Here is a 17,342-nt window from a genome sequence, read left to right on the forward strand (position 1 = left end):
GTACGTTATATCCCACTCGGAGCGCGAAATCAGATGAAAACAACCATTGACTGGACCGGCGACGCCAGCTTCCGGGCAACCAGCGGCAGCGGCCACTCGGTGCAAATGGACGGGCCACCCGACCATGGCGGCAAGGACCTGGGGCCACGCCCCATGGAAATGATGCTGATGGGGCTGGGGGGATGCTCGTCCTTTGACGTCATGAGCATTCTGCAGAAAAGCCGTCAGGACGTGACCGCCTGCCATGCCGAACTCGAAGCGGAGCGGGCCGACGCCGTTCCCGCAGTCTTCACCCGTATCCATCTGCATTTCGTGGTCACCGGAAAAAACCTCAAGGAAAATCTGGTGAAGCGCGCCGTCAGCCTGTCGGCCGAGAAATACTGCTCTGCATCCATCATGCTGGAAAAGGCGGGCGTTGCCATCACTCACAGCCATGAGATACGCGACACTGCCTGAACCGGCAAGCAACAGGTTCTCACAGCACGGTCACAGAGGCCTGCTAGTCTGTGGCCGACCGGCGGTTATTACGGATGCTAGAATGTTGCCCCGTACTCTACCCAAATTGAAGGTCGGTGTGCATAATACGCACCCTTCTCCGCCGGTCTGCGCAAAAGGTAAACAATCCGGTCAGTTATCGGTGGCGGCCTTGGTGGCATGCATCAGACAGACATGACCACTGACATTCATCTCCAGACAATTGGGGGGGCTGAACATGGAAACCAAACTACAGTTACATGGTTTCAATAACCTGACCAAATCACTGAGCTTCAACATCTACGACATCTGTTATGCGCAGACCGAAGAGCAACGTGAAGCCTACATTGACTACATCGATGAGATGTACAATGCCGAACGCCTGACCCAGATCCTCACCGACGTGGTCAAGATCATCGGTGCCAACGTGCTCAATATTGCCCGCCAGGACTATGAGCCCCACGGCGCCTCTGTCACCATGCTGATTGCCGAGCACGAACTCAGCAACGGTGAGCCTGACAACGAGGAATCACCAGGCCCTCTGCCGGATGCTATCGTGGCCCACCTGGACAAAAGCCACGTAACCGTACATACCTACCCGGAGAGCCACCCCTACGAAGGCATCAGTACCTTCCGTGCGGATATCGATGTGTCGACCTGTGGTTTGATCTCGCCGTTGAAAGTACTGAACTACCTGATCCACAGCTTCGACTCCGATGTGGTCACGGTGGACTATCGTGTACGCGGCTTTACCCGCGATGTGGACGGCACCAAGCACTACATCGACCACGACATCAACTCGATCCAGAACTACCTGACCGAAGACACCCAGAACGCCTACCAGATGATTGACGTCAACGTGTATCAGGAAAACCTGTTCCACACCAAGATGATGCTCAAGAATTTCGATCTGGATAACTATGTGTTCGGAGTCAATGCCAGCGACCTTGGCCACCAGGAGGCGCAATCCATCGAGGATCGTCTGCGCCGGGAGATGCTGGAGATTTTCTACTCCCGTAACGTCGAGTAGTAGAGCGCACAGGAAAGTTGGCCTGTGCCTTGTCGGGGCACGGGCCAACTTAATCAATTTAACTGAACAACCTTTCCAAGATTCTCCGATTTCATCTTTTCCCGTCACGCCGTTCAATAGCCTCATAGCATTCGACTAAACCAAGAGGCTCTGAACATGAAAAACATTCTCGTTATTACCGCAAGCATTTTTGGTCAGGACGGCCAGTCATCCAGACTCGTCGATCAAACACTGGACCAGCTCCGGCAGACCTACGGCGACATCCAGATCACTTATCGTGATCTCTCCGCGGAGCCGGTACCGCATCTGGATGCCGAACGGTTCGGTGCCTTCCTGGCCAGCGCGGACGACCGCGACGGCTCGCAGCAAGACGTAGTCAATTATTCAGATTCGCTGATCAGCGAAATTGTCGACGCAGACGTCATTGTGATGGGCGTACCGATGTACAACTTCGGCGTACCGTCCGTGCTGAAAGCCTATTTCGACCACATTGCCCGTGCCGGCATCACTTTCCGATACACGGCAAACGGCCCTGTTGGCCTTCTGGACAATCGGCCGGTGTACATCCTGGCAGCGCGCGGCGGCCTATACGCCGGCACGCCAAACGACTCCCAGACACCGTTCATTCGTTCCTTTCTTGGATTTATCGGCCTTAAGGACGTTCACTTTGTTTACGCCGAGGGTCTCAACATGGGGGACAATCAGAAAGAAAGTTCCCTGGAAGAGGCTGGACGAGCCATTGAAACTCTGACGGCCTGAAGGCCTTCAGGCAAAGGGCTTGTGGGCGATCAGTTCCTGCACCAGCGGGCGCATGGTCAGGTCCATGGCCAGCGATAGCTTGGTTCCGGGAATGACCAGGGTGTCGTACCGGGACAGGCTGCTACCACCAATCATCTGCAACAAGTAGGGGAAGTCCACTTCCGAAGGGTCTCGAAAGCGGATAACGATCAGGCTTTCGTCTTCTGTCGGCACATCGCGGACCACAAAAGGGTTGGATGTGTCGACCAGCGGAATGCGCTGGAAGTTCACATGGGTGTGGGCGAACTGCGGGACAATATCGTGGACATAATCGTCCATACGGTTGACGATGGTCTGAACGACGGCGTCCTGGGAGTACCCGCGCTTGTTGGTATCGCGGTGAATCTTCTGAATCCACTCCAGGTTGACGATCGGCACCACTCCCACCAACAGATCCACATACTGGGCAATGTTGTAGGCATCACTGACCACGCCACCGTGCAGCCCCTCGTAAAACAGAAGATCGGTTTCCGCGGCCAGCGGCCCCCAGGGGGTAAAGGTACCCGGTTTGTGGCCGGCCTCAATCAACCGCCGGTCTTCGTCATGAACGTACTGACGGAACTGGCCGTTGCCGGTATGGCCATAGTCATAGAACAGCGCTTCCAGCTTGTCGATATGGTTCGCCGCCAGGGCAAAATGGTTGCGTTCACCAAACTGCCCCTTGGCCGCAAGGCGGGCCATCTGCTCACGGTTGTAGCGATGGAAGCTGTCGCCACTGACCATGGCGGCCCGCAGCCCCTCGGTGGCAAACAGGCGGCTGAAGATCTCACCTGTCGTAGTGGTTCCAGCGCCGGAAGAGCCGGTAACCGCGATAATCGGGTGGCGTTTAGACATAACAGGAGTTCCGGAAAGTCAGTCCAGGCTGGTCAGCAGCCGCGGCTTTTCGATGGCAAAACCCTGAGCGTAATCCACACCCAGACTGGTCAGCATATCGAGAACCGCGCGGGTTTCAACCCGTGAGGCGATGACTTCCCGTTTCATGTAGTGCGCCATATCCACCATCGACTTCACCATGGCCTGATCGGTTTCACTGGTATTCAGTTGGCTGGTGAAAGCGCTGTCCAGCTTGATCAGGTCCACCGGCAGGCTGCGCATGAACTGGAACGACGTCGGCCCGCTGCCGAAATCCCCGAGGCAGAAACGGCACCCCAGTTCCTTCATTTCCTCAATGAATTCTGAAATGCCCTGAATGTCGTTGATCGCGGACGCCTCGGTTATTTCGAACCACAATCGTTCGATGGGAGCATCTTTCTGGCTCAGCTTGTCGTAAATAAACTCCATCAACTGCTGATCATTCAACGAGTGGCCAGAGAGGTTGATGCAAATCCCCCCCATGTGCTTCGGATCCGGTGCGTGGTCGCGCAGCCAGTCCAGCATATGCCCCACCACCCAGCGGTCCACCGCCTGCATGCGATCATAGCGCTCCGCCATGCGGACAAAATCCTTGCCGGTGATAAGGTTGCCATCATCACCATACATACTGATGAGAACCTCATACTGCGCTGCCATGGACGTACGCGCGTGCAACGGGATGATCTTCTGGCAACGCAGCAACATACGTTCTTCATTGAGATCACCGAGGCTGGCAACCTTCGCTGCAATCTGCTCCTGACGTGCATGGTCATGCGCATCCAGGGAGTACTCCATCACCTTGCCATGGCCGCGTTTCTTGGCCGACTTCATGGCTTCCTCGGCCGCTTTCAACCAACGCTCGGCGTTCGCCAGAGCCGGCAACTCAGGTGCCAGACCAACACTGGCCGAAAGATGGTAACTGCCACTGTCGAAAACAAACTCCATGGTTTCTATGGCCGAGACGATCCCACGGGACGCTTCCAGGGCATTCTCCGCCGGCAGCAAAAGCGCGAACTCATTCCCAGAGAACCGGGCCAGCGGCATGCCATCACCAACGTGGCTGCGGAGCACATCAGCAACCTTGCGCAAAGCCTCATCACCGGCCTGGTAGCCGGCCGTGTCGTTGAGCAAACGGAACTGACGCAGATCCAGCAACACCAGAACCCGCTGGTCCTCGCGCCGGGCCAGTTGCTGATCCAGCATGCGTTCAAACTCGCGGCGCCCCAGCAAGCCGGTCAGTTCGTCATGGGTGGACGCCCACGACAACTGGTCATAGACCTTACGCACCATCCGGTCGATGCTCTCATCCACCAAGGGCCGGTCGTGCTGGTTGTCCGGCACGATAATACCTTTGCGCATGTGCTGGGCCAACGCCTCAAGTTCCAGCTCAACCACGCGCATACCCTGATGATTGACGAACACAAACCGACTGAAGCCACGGGCAACCCAGACCAGACGGACATACTGAGGTTCATTCGGTTTTTCCTGATCCCGCAACCAGTCACCGGTACGCAGTTGCTGGGCCCGGTTAATCCACCGCTGCAGACTGCGCTGATCTCGTTCGGACAATGCCTGGCGCTTGTCGTCCTCGCTTTTCGACGGTGGAATTTCCACCATCTCGGGCGGGTTCTCACGGCCGCGCACCAGGAACTGCTTGAGTTCGTCCCGTATCTGGGAGGAAGGCATGTGGTTGCTGGAAATAGACGCCAGCCCATCCTGAATCACCCGCAGCAGCTCTGGCAGGTTGATATTGCTTTGAGGGTCCTCGGCAAAGGTCATCAGCGAATCAATCACCGACAGGTAATCCTGCCACAGCGGGCTGTCCTCCCCCTGGCGTATCCAGGTCAGCGACAGCAGGTCTCGCCAGCCGCCATCCAGCAGACTGACCACCGCTTTCGGCACTTTTTTCCCGGCCAGCTTATGCTCCAGCACCCGGGCAACCGCTTTCTTGGATTCAGATACCTTCTGGGCACCCTCGGCAGCGGCTGTTACCCGCTCCACGTTGCGGCGATACACCAGGTTCTGGCGATCAATCAGCGAGTCCAGCTCCTGCACCGCGTTCTCGAACACCCCGGTATCCTGCTCGAAATCTGTGGCTATCCGCTGGATCAACTCATCAATGCGCCGCTGCACCACCGGATTGATTCGGCCACCTTTCACGCCCAACTGGGCCAGGCGGTTCATCACACCGCGTACCGGGCTTTCCTGGTCGTCGAAGAATTCCGGGTCACGCATCACCACTTTCAACACCGGCACTTCCAGTTGGCGCATCCGTGACTGGGCGTATTCACTGAGTTTCGGGCTTTCCACCACACTGCTGAAGAAGCGGTCCACCACGTCCAGCGTGCCCTGTTGCTCTTCGCCCAGAGCATGCTCACCGCTCTCCTTCACCCTTTCCACGACACGTTCGCGGAGAGAAGGCTGGTCCGGAGCCACCGTCGCCGCCTGTACCTGGAGCTCCTGCAATTGCTTCTGTAACTCTCCGGCTGACAGCTCCCTCGCACCGAGGGCAAAATCAGCCGGAGCAACGTCGCCCCTCGCCAGGCGGCTGGCAGACAGGGTGCCAAGTAGGTTTTTAACGGTGGCAAAAGCGGTCTGGGCGGCGCTGGCATAACCCCGGAACTCAGTCACTGACTTACGGGATGACTGCCGGCTGGTCTTTTGCTCCGGGGCCTGCTTTACCGATGTTTCAGAGTCGTCCGGTTGCCGTGTCTCCGGCGGCGGAGCTAGCTTTTCCTCGTGCTGCTCGGATTTCTTTGGCGCCTGTTCACTGAGATACTTGCTGAGATCCAGGTCCGGCAGCACACCATGGCGGATCAGGATGCTGTTCAATTCCCGGTATAATGGCCCCAAGTGCATCAGCACCGATTTTTCGAAGACACGCAGGCAGACTTTTTCAACCTCGCGATCCGCCTTGAGCTGGCTCAGGCCGACATGGAAGGACTCACAGATCAGCGACGGCCCCAACGGATTATGGTGCCCCGTGGAATTGGCAACACCCAGTTTATCCAGCCGCAACTTCAACTGAAGCAATTCACCCCGATATTGGGTATCCGCCTTGGTGACCATGACCCGGATGGTCAGCCAGTCTTCGAACTCACCCTTGTCGACAACCGAAAGCTCCGACCCAGGGAACCCCTTCGGAGCGGGTTTTAGTGGTGACTCCAGGCTACGCGCCATCTGGTGCCAGATAATCCGCTGACGGGCCTGAAGCTGGCCAGACGCGTCCATGTATTCATTGGCTTGCTGGTCATTACCGGCCTTCTGGGCAGCGTCCCGCAAGGCGGCTGTCATCTGCACAAGACAGGCATCCATCAACGGCTCGATGTACTGAATCACCGCTTTCGCGGATTGATGCAGGACAAACTGGACCTTGTCACTGGGCGCCCGTAGTGACGCACGATCCTGATGACGGTTGGCACCACATTGCTCCAGCATGGCGCTGACCGCTTCCGGATTAGAGCGGGTAAAACTCACGCCCATTGCCCCCTCTATCCGCCGCCTGATATTCACATGGAGCTCGTGGCGCTTACGGCCGTCAGTGCTGCGGAAGCGTACCACCAGTTCCTCGGCGCCCCGTGAGAGGACCTGATCCAGTTTTCTGGACGTTTCCCCGGAGTAACGTACAAACAGGCCTTCCGCGCAAAAATCGGCGATCTGGCACGGCAGATTGTCACCTCTGCCCACGTCCAGCTGAGCAGCGAGTTTAATCGGTTGGCGGGGGCTCGAACGACGTTCTTTCGGATCCATGAACTACCTGATATCTGGTAAAGCCGAGTGACCCGATAGGGTAAACTGTTTCTGTCACCGGCCGGTATCCCTGAAAGGCAGCGGTAGCTACCTGCTAATTGGGGGAACATGGCTATAATATAGCGCCTGGCAGCTATGCCAGCCAGCCACAAGATAACAGCCTGGACTATGAAACAGCTTAGTCAGATCTACCTCGTTATGCTACTGATAACGACACTTTCAGGGTGTACGACTTTAGGTTATTACAGCCAGGCGGTCAGTGGCCACCTGTCACTGATAATGTCCACGCAACCCGTGTCCGGGCTGATCGACGCACCATCAACGCCGTCGGCGTTGAAACAGAAACTCCTGGTGGCGAACGAAGCCCGTCGCTTTGCTGCACATCGTCTGGCACTGCCAGTGGGAGATGCCTTTTCAGAGTACGCTGAACTCGGGCGGCCCTGGGTGGTCGTCAACCTGGTGGCCGCTCCGGAGTTTTCCCTGCAGGCCCATCAATGGTGCTATCCGGTGGTCGGCTGCCAGGCCTACCGGGGCTACTACGAGCTGGAAAACGCCCGGAATGAGCAGCAATCATTTATGGAAGACGGCTACGATACGTTCATCGGTGGCGTCACCGCCTATTCAACCCTGGGCTGGTTCGACGACCCTCTACACACCGGCTTCACGTCCTTACCAGACAACCGCATGGTAGCGCTGATGTTCCATGAACTGGCGCATCGCGTGGTCTATATAAGCGACGATACTGCCTTTAACGAGAGCTTCGCAACCGCCGTGGAACTGGAAGGCCTCAGACTGTGGATGGAGACAGAGGGCGACAGTTCAGGGTTTCAGAGGGCGCTGGCGCGGCTACGCCAACGCAACCAGACCCTCGCGCTGGTCGAAGAGGTCTCCCGGCAGCTGGAAGCACTTTACGAGCAACAGGACACGCTGCCCAAGACGGCACTACGGCGCCAAAAAGCGCAGCTGTTCCAGACTCTTCAGGACGAGTATCAAACCCTGTCAGCAACCTGGGAACAGCCGGGGCCCTTTGGAAGGACCCCGACCGGACTGAACAACGCCAACCTCGCCCTGTTCAGCCAGTACAACCAGCATGTGCCGCCTTCCGGCAACTACTCCGGGACCATGCTGGCAACTTCGACGACTTCTATAGCGCCGTGGACGCCCTGGCAGGGCAGTCCCGGGAAATCCGCCAGCGCAGGCTGTCCGATCTAGGACAACGCTTTCACGAAGACCTTTGAGTTACGCTGGGTGTTGTATGACGCCAGCTTCGGCCCCGGCAGTTCACGCACCGTGGAGGGCTGAAACCCCCGTTCACGAAACCAGTGTTCGGTCTGCGTGGTCAGCACAAACAACCGCTGAACGCCCTGCCCCCGGGCCAGCTTTTCAACCATCGCCAGGATATCGTCGCCGCGACCGGCGCGGCGATAAGCCTGGTCCACGGCGAAACATGAGAGCTCGCCCGCGCCTTCATCGGGGTAATGGTAAAGCGCAGCACATCCCACAATCGTGCCGTCCCGCTCAGCCACTACAAACCGACTGATTTCGGTTTCCAGCATCTCTCGGGAACGGCGCACCAGGATACCTTGCTCTTCCATCGGCTGGATCAGCCCGAGAACCCCCCCGATGTCTTCTACCCGGGCCTGGCGAATCTGCTCGTAGTTGTCACCACTGACCAACGTGCCGGAGCCGTCACGGGTGAACAGCTCCTCCAATAGGGCGCCATCGTCGGTATAGCTGATGATATGGGCACGGCGCACGCCCTTGACGCAGGCATCGCACGCCGCCCGCAACAGATCGCTATCATGGCCCTGAACCATGTCAGCGGCCAGCCGGTCGGATGCCTGCCGGGCGGACAACTCCCGGATCAACCCGGCGTTTTCATCCAGCAGCCCCTGATTCTCGGTGAACATAATCAGTTTTTCCGCCTGCAACGCGGCGGCAACCTGGCTGCCCACATCTTCGTACGACAGGTTGAAGGCGTCACCCGTGGGTGAATAACCAAGAGGCGGCAAAAGCACAATGTGCCCCAACTCCAGCAGCTTCTCGATACCAGCCACATCCACCCGGCGCACCCGTCCGGTATATCCGAAATCGATGCCATCAAGGACACCCACCGGTTTGGCGGTGACGAAATTACCACTGCTGACTCTAATCCGTGCATTGTGCATGGGGGAATTCACCAGCCCCATGGACAACTGGCTTTCCAGATAAGCCCGCAACCCTCCGATGGCTTCCAGTACCGGCTGCAACTGCTGCTCTGGCGTTACACGCAAACCACGATGGAAAGTCGATTCTTCTCCCGCAGCGTCCAGACGTGACTGAATCTGGGGCCTGGCACCGAATGCCACCACCAGTCGAATACCCAAGCTACTGAGAAGGGCTATGTCGTGGATAATGTTGATCAGATTGTCGTGAGCAAGCGCATCGCCTCCTATCGTCAACACCACAGTGCGACCACGATGGGCATTGATATAGGGCGATGAGTGGCGGAATCCGTGCAGCCATTCGTTCGATTTCAAACTCTTCTCCTGCGAGTTTTCAGCTTTGGGTGCCTTCATAGGGGCTAAAGGCAGAATTCTTTGATGAGTCCCTTGAGGATTGTTACCGCAGGGTCCAATTGTGACAATTCGAGGAACTCGTCCGGCTGGTGGGCCTGATCGATGTAACCCGGGCCCATGACCAGGGTCTCCATACCCAATTTCTGCAACCAGGGTGCCTCTGTGGCGAAGGCCACCGCTTCCGCACTGTGGCCCGTCAGCTTCTCACAGGCGCGGACCAGTTCGGCTTCGGCCGGGGTTTCAAATGGCGGCACACCGTCGAACAGCGGTTCAAATGTCAGCGACAGTTCCCGGCTTCTAGCGACGGGTTGAAGCTTATCGAGTATTTCCTGGCGTAATCCGTTCATGTCCATGCCCGGCAAAGGCCGCAGGTCAAAGTGCAGCTCACAGCGGGCGCAGATTCGATTAGGGTTATCGCCACCGTGGATGCAGCCCAGGTTCATGGTCGACACCTGAACCTTGAAATTGGGGTTGCTGTATTTAGCCTGCCACCCCGACCGCAGGGCCAGCAGTTCACCCAGCGCCTCGTGCATGCCCTCCATCGCGTTGCGACCAAGAGACGGGTCTGACGAATGGCCGGACTGGCCCTCAAACACCAGCCGCTCCATCATGATGCCCTTGTGCATGCGCACCGGCTTCAAACCGGTGGGCTCGCCGATGACTGCATAACGCGCCTTGGGACGACCGGCTTCGGCCAGCGCCCTGGCACCGTCCATGGAGCTTTCCTCGTCGGCGGTGGCGAGAATGATCAGTGGCTGCTTCAGGTCCTGGTCCACAAAGGCCTTGGCCGCTTCAATGGCCAGCGGGAAAAAGCCTTTCATGTCGCAGGTACCAAGACCGTACCAGCGGTCGTCCCGCTCGGTCAGGGTAAACGGGTCGCTTTGCCAGCGCTTGTCGTCAAACGGGACGGTATCAGTGTGGCCCGAGAGCACAAGACCGCCAGGGCCGCTGCCCAGTGTGGCGATCATGTTGTACTTTCCGGGCAATCCGGGCACTTCCAGTATCTCGACGCTGAACCCCATGGGCTCCAGCCATTCGGCCAGGGTACGCACCACCGGTTCGTTGCTGTGATCCCACTCGGCAGACGCACTGCTGATCGACGGCTGTGAAATCAGCCTGGTGAGCATCTCGCGAATGCCAGGCAGATGTTGGATGGATCCGGACATAGAACACTCTCCGCCCCTATTTTGGAGCTAGCGGGCCTGGCCTTGGCGCCAGACCTCAAACGTTGCAATCAGTCTAATGGCAATCGGATACGCCACTTCCCCGCCATCAATCAGCCGTGCGACTTCCAGTCGTTCGTCGCCCACACTGACCAAGCGGCCTTCCACAACATTACCATTGTCCAGCGTAACTCTCACCGTGCGGCCGACCCAGGTTTCAGCATTCTCCGGGTCTGCCAGGTTCCAGCCATCAACAACCGATACATTCTCCCCCGGCACCACCGGCTCAAGCACTTCCTCTGGTACGTCCGGTACGGCAGGCTCTACACGTTCAAGATAAACATCGGGCACGACCGAACGGTTGTAGCGAACGGTGAGGCTGGCGTCTCCCGATTCTCCACTGCGAACGGGCACGCCCCATACCGGTGCAGATGGGTTCAATTCCAATGTCAGCTCCCCGCCTTCTGTCAGCCATTGCCGGTACAGGGCCAGCAACTGGTCACTGGCGCCGAAGCCACGGGCCGCCAGCGACTCCCGAAAAGCTGCCATGACGATACCGGCCCATTCCCCGGTTTCCACACCCGATTCCCGGGCACAGTAGGCCGCAACTCGACGCATCAGGCCGCCATCCCGCAATGTTACGGTTACCGGCGACTGCGTGGATTCCATCAGGGCCGGCAATGACAGAGGATTCAGGCGAGCGCCGGGCCAGTCCAGTTCCACGCTGCCGGCATTGGCCGTCGTCAACTCGGTGTAGAGACCATCGCTACTCTGAATGACCATAACCTCACCGGAAATACCATTGACACCAAGACGCATCAGATCACCGCTGCCCAGTTGCTGGCGATGATCAGGACCACAGACCGGTGAGAACAATGCAGGGGTTGCATCGCCCGCTGCCGTGACCCAGTTGCGGAACATGTTGGTGTCGAGTCCCAGCCTCAGGCTCTCCGCCACCAATGACCAATGTGGGGGCAGATCCGAAGGGTCCAGGAGCGCGCGCACGAGGGCGACCGGAGAGCCCGCATTGAACATCAACCGGTCAAACGCTACCGGTCGGGTAAGCCGGAAATCCTGGTAGCTGCCATCACCCAAAACCAGTCGACCGACAAGGTCCGAGCGAATATTACCGCGATCAATAACACCCAATTCCTCAATCGCCTGCTGGGCATCGGCCAGCCGCTGGTCAGCCAGCCACCAGACCGCCCCCTTGAACGACAGGTAGCCTATCAGGGCCAGGATAACCAGAAAGGTCAGCAGGCGCTTCATGATGTGGTCCTCTTGGGGCGTGACGCCGGGTTGTTACCCCGCACAGCGAGGCAACAGGCGGCAATGGTCAGTTACGGGAGATCAGGGTGCCGACACCTTCATCCGTGAAGATTTCCAGCAACGTCGCGTGGGCCACGCGGCCGTCGATGATATGGGAGGTTCGAACGCCATTCTCCACGGCGTTCAGGGCGCAACGGATCTTGGGTAGCATACCGCCGTGGATGGTGCCATCGTCAATCAGGTCGTTGACCTGTTTTGCGGTCAATCCGGTCAGCACTTTGTCTTCCTTGCTCTTGAGGCCGGATACATTGGTTAGCAGGATCAGCTTTTCCGCCTTCATGGCTTCCGCCACCTTACCTGCCACCAAATCGGCATTGATGTTATAGGACGCGCCATCGGGACCGACACCAATCGGAGCAATCACCGGGATGACATTGCTACGTGTAAGCATGTCGATTACTTCCACGTTTACGCTGGCAACTTCACCCACATGACCGATATCAATGATTTCCGGACGCTGCAGTTCAGCAGAACGGTTCATGACTTCCAGCTTGCGGGCGCGGATCAGATTGGCATCTTTTCCGGTCAGGCCCACAGCCGTACCACCGTGAGAGTTAATCAATGACACAATCTGTTTGTTGACCTGGCCACCCAGTACCATTTCCACGACATCCATGGTTTCGCTGTCGGTGACGCGCATGCCATTCACGAAATTGGATTTAATGTTGAGGCGCTCGAGCAATTCACCAATCTGGGGACCACCGCCGTGAACCACGATGGGATTGATACCCACCAACTTCATCAAAACGACATCACGGGCGAAGCTGCTTTTCAGCTCCTCATTTTCCATGGCGTTGCCGCCGTACTTGATCACCACCGTTTTTCCGGTAAACCGCTGAATATAGGGCAATCCCTTACTCAGTACGGCCGACACCTGCATTGCTGTTTCACGATCCAGAGCCATTCATCTTGCCTTGTTGGTCAGAAAAATCGATTCATTATTCCAGAGCTGTCAGAAATCCGCGACAACGTCCGGAGCCGCCTTTTGAAGCTGCTCACGGAATACCGACTTGATACGCTCGAGCGCCTCCTCGGTTTCCGCCTCAAAGCGGAGCACCAGCACCGGTGTGGTGTTGGAAGCCCGACATAAGCCCCAGCCATCGGTAAACTCAACGCGAATACCGTCAATGGTACTGATGTTTCCGTCACCGAAGTCCCCTTCGCGACCCAGCTTCTCCATCAGCGGGAACTTGGTCTCTTCGGAGACGGCCACGTTCAGCTCCGGAGTGCTGATATCTTCGGGGAAATCCTCAAACACCTCATCGCAGTGCCGGTCTTCGATGCCGAGAATTTCAAGCAACCTGGCAGCGGAATACAGACCGTCATCAAAGCCCATCCAGCGTTCGCCGAAGAAGATATGCCCACTCATTTCACCGGCCAGCAACGCACCGGATTCTTTCATTTTGGCCTTCATCAACGAGTGGCCGGTTTTCCACATGATTGGCCGCCCACCGGCCTCGGAGATCACGCCCGCCAGGCGACGACTGCACTTTACGTCGTACAGTACGTCGGCACCGGGGTTGCGCGACACCACATCCCGGGCAAAAAGCATCAACAGGCGGTCCGGCCAGATGATCTTTCCGGTGTTGGTTACAACGCCCAGGCGATCGCCATCGCCATCGAAAGCCAGGCCGATATCGGCGCCTTCGGCTTTCACACGTTCAATAAGGTCGGCCAGGTTTTCCGGTTTGCCAGGGTCGGGATGATGATTGGGGAAATCACCGTCCACCTCACAGTAGAGCGGTATCACTTCGCAGCCCAACTCTTCGATCAGTAGCGGTGCGAGCTCCCCGGCGATACCATTTCCAGCGTCCAGCACCACCTTCAACGGTGCCGCAACCGCAATATCACCCACGATACGATCCAGATAGGCGCGGCGCACATCTTCCGAAGACTGGGAACCATGACCACTGGCAAAGTCACCCGTACGAATTCGCTGCAGCAGTTTCTGGATGGCTTCGCCGGACAGGGTTTCGCCACCCAGCATGATCTTCAGGCCGTTATAGTTGGCTGGGTTGTGGCTGCCGGTCACCATGACACCGGAACCGTTATCCAGCTCGTGCGTCGCAAAGTAGAGTACCGGGGTGGGCACGGCACCCACATGGATGACGTCGCATCCAGAGGCCATGACGCCCCGCGCCAGCGCATCAGCCAGGTCGGGACTTGAATGTCGGCCATCGTATCCAATGCACAGACTGTCCACCCCCCGCTCAATAGCCTCACTGCCGATGGCACGGCCAATCACGGTGACAATATCCGCAGTCAGGGTTTCGCCAACAATGCCACGAATGTCGTAGGCCCGGAATATGGTGTCTGAGACCTCAGCCTCAGGCAGGCTGACTTCTTCGACGTCGGGCGTATCGTCAAGGCCATCGGACCCGCCAAAGCCCAGCACATCGTCATCGCCATCAAGCATATCAATGTCCAGCACATCTTTGTCCTGGAACAACGGCTCATCAGCGGTTGAGGGGGATGGCTGCCGGCTGCCCGGTTTCGGCCGTGCCGACTCACCGGCTTTGGTGACCCGTTTTTCCACCATCTGGGCGAGCCGATGCAACACTTCAGCAGTCGACGCCACCATGTCCCACTTCAGCGCCGGTGGCTTAACCCGCTCGCCACCAAAGACCTTATGTGCCCATTGGATAACGGCGGTTACGTCCTGCCGCAGTCCTCGCTGGGCATTGCCGAGCAAAACCCAGACAATGATCGCGGCGACCAGGGCCGGCACCAGAGCAAATACGATGGCCAACGTGCCACTGAAAAGGGGCGCGGGTGCGGAGGCAGGCGTGTATCGGAGCTTCCAGTCGGGGTTGATCAGATCCCGCTCGTACGTCGGACCATTGCCACTACCGCGGCTGACGATGTTACGCGTTGAACCATTCACCGACTGCGCCAGGGAAAACTCTCCGCCCAATGCCGAGTTTACACCGGTCATCAGGGGTTGCAGCCGTGCCGCATCAAACACCACCAATACACTGCCAGTGACGGCTCGACTCTGGGGGTTGCGAACCGGAGTCGACATCTGCAGATACCACTGACCGCTGCGCGGAAACGCATCCGGAAAAAGCCTTTGCCCCGTCTCGGCGCGGCGAGCCAGGTCCAGGCCGGAAAAACCCAGTGTAGGTTCGGAGGATGTGCGGGGAATGTCTCCGTAGGGAAAGAGGTAGACGGCCTCAATATCCGGCAACACTTTGGTAAGATTCGCCGCAGCGGCGCTCAGGGGGGCCTCTCCTCTCAGTGCGGCGCGCACATAATCCTGATCGGCGACACCCTCAACCGTGGACTGCAGCAGGGCGAGCTGTTGATTGACACGCACAGCCACGGCGTCTGCCTCCAGAGCGGCCTGGGTTTCATAGCGACGTGACTCAGCCGGAACCGCCAACAGAAAATACAGCAGTGCTGCCGAAGCCACGCCGGCCAGTACCACCACGACAGCCTGGGAAACGGCAACGGACGTCAGCCGTTTATGCCGTGGGCCGGTGGCTGATTTTTTCTCCTTGCTCTGTTTTTTTGTCTGCTTCCCGTCCGGTTTGGCATCAGGTGCAGCGTCCTCAGAGTTCTTCTTTTTACCAAGCTTCATAGTCCATCCTGCAGGTGTTATTCGCCCGAATTCTTCAATTATCAGGGAAGTATAGACCCTGAGCAGCGATCTGCGCCTGGCGCCTCATCGCGTTCCCGTGGAACCAAAGCCGCCGTCACCTCGCACGCTGGCGTCAAAGGAAGACACCACTTCGAAGTCTGCCTGTACCACTGGCACAAGCACCAGCTGCGCAATACGCTCACCCACGTTGATGGTGAACTCGGTTTGCCCCCGGTTCCAACAGGAAACCATTAATTCGCCCTGATAGTCGGAATCGATCAGGCCCACCAGATTGCCCAACACAATGCCATGCTTATGGCCGAGGCCGCTGCGGGGAAGAATCATCGCCGCCAACGAGGTATCCGCGATGTGAATCGAGAGACCGGTCTTTATCAGTTCGGTCTGCCCCGGTTTCAGTGACAGCGGCGCGTCCAGACAGGCTCGCAGATCCAGGCCGGCAGAGCCATCCGTCGCGTATTCGGGAAAGGGAACTGAACGACCGATCCGGTCATCCAGGATGCGTACCTGAAAGGTTTTTCGGGTCATTTGTTTTCCTTGTCAGAGAGCACTGGCTGCGCCAGTCTACTGGTTTAAGTGTTCGCCAATCAGTGCAATCAGCCGCTGGGCGATTGCCAATTTGGTGTCGGGCCCAATAACCTCCCGGCCTTGTGGCCAGAAAGCAATAACGGCGTTACTGTCACTGTTAAAGCCCAGCCCCGGCGCAGACACGTCATTGGCCACAATCATATTCAGCTTTTTGCGTGCCAGTTTGTCGAGGGCATAGTGCTCAACGTCCCGGGTTTCTGCCGCAAACCCCACGCTAAAGGGCGCGTCGGCACGAGCCGCTATGGCAGCGAGGGTGTCGGGGTTACGCACCAGTGACAGGCTCATGCCTTCGTCCGTTTTCTTGATCTTGTCGCCGGCGCAGCTGTCGGGGCGATAATCCGCCACCGCCGCCGTCGCAATAAACAGATCGCAGCCCTCATCCACGGCTCCACTGGCATGCTCGAGCATGTCCTGCGCCGTTGTCACACTGCGAACTTCAACCCCCGCTGGCGCTTCGATGGATACCGGGCCACTGACAAGGACAACGTTCGCACCGGCCATTCTTGCGGCCGAGGCCAATGCATACCCCATCTTGCCAGAGCTGTAATTGCTGATATAGCGCACCGGGTCAATCGGCTCTCGGGTAGGGCCTGCAGTAATAACCACACGCCGCCCCGCCAGCGGGCCTTTGGTAGCACCAGAAATCAGATCAAACAACACGGCGGGCTCCAGCATCCGGCCCAGCCCTACATCCCCGCAGGCCTGCGCGCCCTGGCCCGGCCCCCAGAGGGTCACCTGGGCATCCGTGGCCAGCAGCTCAATGTTTCGCTGGGTTCTGCGGTTACTCCACATTGCCTGATTCATCGCCGGGGCCACCGCAATAGGTGCTTCAGTGGCACAGCACAGGGTGGTCAGCAGGTCGTCGGCCATACCTTGGGCCAGACGGGCGATGAAATCTGCAGAGGCGGGCGCAATCACGACCTGATCAGCCCACTTTGCGAGTTCGATATGCCCCATTCCGGACTCTGCTTCCGGATCCAGCAAAGAGGTTCTGACCGGCTCACCGCTAAGCGCCTGAAACGTCAGCGGTGTCACGAAGGCCTCAGCGCCACGGGTCATCACAACCCGCACCTCGTGACCGGACTTTTTCAGCAGGCGAACCAGTTCTGCGCTCTTGTAGGCGGCAATGCCACCGGTCACACCCAGCAGGATTCGTTTAACGGCCATTAACGGCTCCGTATTCATCACGAAATGAAAGGCTT

Annotated in this window: 13 protein-coding genes; 4 read left to right on the plus strand and 9 right to left on the minus strand. The window is 58.0% G+C overall.

What is annotated here, in order from left to right; all coding sequences use genetic code 11:
• The first annotated feature begins 33 nt into the window (after positions 1-33).
• From AC0B60_RS10570 to AC0B60_RS10580, 3 genes are all read left to right on the plus strand, one after another.
• Positions 34-456, plus strand: coding sequence for an OsmC family protein (locus tag AC0B60_RS10570; RefSeq protein ID WP_007153755.1), 423 nt, complete (start codon positions 34-36; stop codon positions 454-456).
• 256 nt (positions 457-712) lie between these two features.
• A complete protein-coding gene (gene speD / locus AC0B60_RS10575; RefSeq protein WP_007153754.1) occupies positions 713-1,504 on the plus strand; it encodes an adenosylmethionine decarboxylase in 792 nt (263 codons plus the stop codon).
• A 156-nt stretch (positions 1,505-1,660) separates the two neighbouring features.
• A complete protein-coding gene (locus AC0B60_RS10580) occupies positions 1,661-2,263 on the plus strand; it encodes an FMN-dependent NADH-azoreductase (protein ID WP_465085766.1) in 603 nt (200 codons plus the stop codon).
• Positions 2,264-2,269: 6 nt separating this feature from the next.
• Here AC0B60_RS10580 and AC0B60_RS10585 read toward each other — a convergent pair whose 3' ends face one another.
• Together AC0B60_RS10585 and AC0B60_RS10590 are read right to left on the minus strand one after the other, a co-directional pair.
• Entirely contained in the window at positions 2,270-3,136 is an 867-nt protein-coding gene (locus AC0B60_RS10585) for a phosphoribulokinase (RefSeq protein WP_421843421.1), read from the minus strand.
• An 18-nt stretch (positions 3,137-3,154) separates the two neighbouring features.
• Positions 3,155-6,904 (minus strand): DUF1631 family protein, encoded by a 3,750-nt coding sequence (locus AC0B60_RS10590; protein WP_465085767.1) that lies wholly within the window; start codon positions 6,902-6,904, stop codon positions 3,155-3,157.
• 168 nt (positions 6,905-7,072) lie between these two features.
• Here AC0B60_RS10590 and AC0B60_RS10595 point away from each other — a divergent pair, with 168 nt between their 5' ends.
• Positions 7,073-8,116, plus strand: a complete 1,044-nt coding sequence (locus AC0B60_RS10595; RefSeq protein ID WP_465085768.1) for an aminopeptidase — start codon at positions 7,073-7,075, stop codon at positions 8,114-8,116.
• Here the strand turns inward: AC0B60_RS10595 and argA are convergent.
• The 7 genes from argA to coaBC form a co-directional block, all read right to left on the minus strand.
• Positions 8,113-9,423: an amino-acid N-acetyltransferase gene (gene argA / locus AC0B60_RS10600; protein ID WP_465085769.1), complete on the minus strand. Its 1,311-nt coding sequence runs from the start codon at positions 9,421-9,423 to the stop codon at positions 8,113-8,115. The genes AC0B60_RS10595 and argA overlap by 4 nt on opposite strands.
• A gap of 44 nt (positions 9,424-9,467) precedes the next feature.
• A complete protein-coding gene (gene argE / locus AC0B60_RS10605) occupies positions 9,468-10,628 on the minus strand; it encodes an acetylornithine deacetylase (RefSeq protein ID WP_465085770.1) in 1,161 nt (386 codons plus the stop codon).
• Positions 10,629-10,655: 27 nt separating this feature from the next.
• Entirely contained in the window at positions 10,656-11,894 is a 1,239-nt protein-coding gene (locus AC0B60_RS10610; protein ID WP_465085771.1) for an LSm family protein, read from the minus strand.
• Positions 11,895-11,961: 67 nt separating this feature from the next.
• Entirely contained in the window at positions 11,962-12,858 is an 897-nt protein-coding gene (gene argB / locus AC0B60_RS10615; RefSeq protein WP_465085772.1) for an acetylglutamate kinase, read from the minus strand.
• Between the two features lie 48 nt (positions 12,859-12,906).
• On the minus strand, positions 12,907-15,534 hold the full coding sequence (locus tag AC0B60_RS10620) for a phosphomannomutase/phosphoglucomutase (RefSeq protein WP_465085773.1): 2,628 nt from the start codon (positions 15,532-15,534) through the stop codon (positions 12,907-12,909).
• A gap of 84 nt (positions 15,535-15,618) precedes the next feature.
• Entirely contained in the window at positions 15,619-16,080 is a 462-nt protein-coding gene (gene dut / locus AC0B60_RS10625) for a dUTP diphosphatase (protein ID WP_465085774.1), read from the minus strand.
• 36 nt (positions 16,081-16,116) lie between these two features.
• On the minus strand, positions 16,117-17,307 hold the full coding sequence (coaBC, locus tag AC0B60_RS10630; RefSeq protein WP_465085775.1) for a bifunctional phosphopantothenoylcysteine decarboxylase/phosphopantothenate--cysteine ligase CoaBC: 1,191 nt from the start codon (positions 17,305-17,307) through the stop codon (positions 16,117-16,119).
• Between the last annotated feature and the right edge of the window lie 35 nt (positions 17,308-17,342).

This window comes from Marinobacter sp. V34, assembly GCF_055524115.1.

Bases quoted from the DNA above. Each gene is read 5' to 3' on its own strand.
- AC0B60_RS10570 (WP_007153755.1), top strand. From the start codon at position 34: ATGAAAACAACCATTGACTGGACCGGCGACGCCAGCTTCCGGGCAACC.
- speD (WP_007153754.1), top strand. From the start codon at position 713: ATGGAAACCAAACTACAGTTACATGGTTTCAATAACCTGACCAAATCA.
- AC0B60_RS10580 (WP_465085766.1), top strand. From the start codon at position 1,661: ATGAAAAACATTCTCGTTATTACCGCAAGCATTTTTGGTCAGGACGGC.
- AC0B60_RS10585 (WP_421843421.1), bottom strand. From the start codon at position 3,136: ATGTCTAAACGCCACCCGATTATCGCGGTTACCGGCTCTTCCGGCGCT.
- AC0B60_RS10590 (WP_465085767.1), bottom strand. From the start codon at position 6,904: ATGGATCCGAAAGAACGTCGTTCGAGCCCCCGCCAACCGATTAAACTC.
- AC0B60_RS10595 (WP_465085768.1), top strand. From the start codon at position 7,073: ATGAAACAGCTTAGTCAGATCTACCTCGTTATGCTACTGATAACGACA.
- argE (WP_465085770.1), bottom strand. From the start codon at position 10,628: ATGTCCGGATCCATCCAACATCTGCCTGGCATTCGCGAGATGCTCACC.
- AC0B60_RS10610 (WP_465085771.1), bottom strand. From the start codon at position 11,894: ATGAAGCGCCTGCTGACCTTTCTGGTTATCCTGGCCCTGATAGGCTAC.
- argB (WP_465085772.1), bottom strand. From the start codon at position 12,858: ATGGCTCTGGATCGTGAAACAGCAATGCAGGTGTCGGCCGTACTGAGT.
- AC0B60_RS10620 (WP_465085773.1), bottom strand. From the start codon at position 15,534: ATGAAGCTTGGTAAAAAGAAGAACTCTGAGGACGCTGCACCTGATGCC.
- dut (WP_465085774.1), bottom strand. From the start codon at position 16,080: ATGACCCGAAAAACCTTTCAGGTACGCATCCTGGATGACCGGATCGGT.
- coaBC (WP_465085775.1), bottom strand. From the start codon at position 17,307: ATGGCCGTTAAACGAATCCTGCTGGGTGTGACCGGTGGCATTGCCGCC.